The sequence below is a fragment of the Caballeronia arationis genome (genome assembly GCF_001544975.2).
Lineage (GTDB): Bacteria > Pseudomonadota > Gammaproteobacteria > Burkholderiales > Burkholderiaceae > Caballeronia > Caballeronia arationis.
Genome location: NZ_FCOG02000599.1, coordinates 1 through 563, shown reverse-complemented (window position 1 = coordinate 563; position 563 = coordinate 1). Strand labels below are relative to the sequence as shown.

1 pseudogene is annotated in these 563 nt (G+C 63.2%); it reads right to left on the bottom strand.

Going from position 1 to position 563, the window contains the following annotated elements:
* A pseudogene (locus AWB81_RS44050) lies at positions 1-548 on the bottom strand (helicase); the annotation flags it as partial.
* Between the last annotated feature and the right edge of the window lie 15 nt (positions 549-563).

Sequence of the window (563 nt, the reverse complement as noted above, 5' to 3'; positions counted from 1 at the left end):
ATCTGCCGGAGGTCGTTAAGGTCGGCCGCCGATTCGATTACCTTCACCTGCTCAGCCGAGATGGGCAACTGCCCCACCTCCTTGAGCATTTCCTCGATGAGCCGTGACTCAACAACGATGAGGCCGTGCTTCACGCCCGAGACGAGGATTAGCGCCAACGCGAGCCGGGACTTGCCGCACCCCTGCTCCCATGCGACGACACAGCCCGTCGGCTTGAGCAGCGTTTCGACCAGATCATCAACCTGAAACTCCCAGTCGAGCCACTGATCGACGCCGAGCGCCTTCACGCGCGACCGGAGCGCCACCGCTTGGTCAGGGAAACGCGCGCACAGACCTTCGTGCACCACTTCCCATCCCTCGCTGACGTTCTCGACCGCGAACCGCGCATTGAGCTCGTCGACAGACAGGTGGTACCAGACGCCATGCAGCGCGTATCGGTAGCGCCCGTCGGGTTCGCGATCAAACTGGACTTCGTCGCCCGCCTTAATGAGCGGACTGGCCCAGCGCGTCGCGTCAACCTTGTGGGTCTCCTTTGCGATGCCCGACACCTGATCCCGCGACCC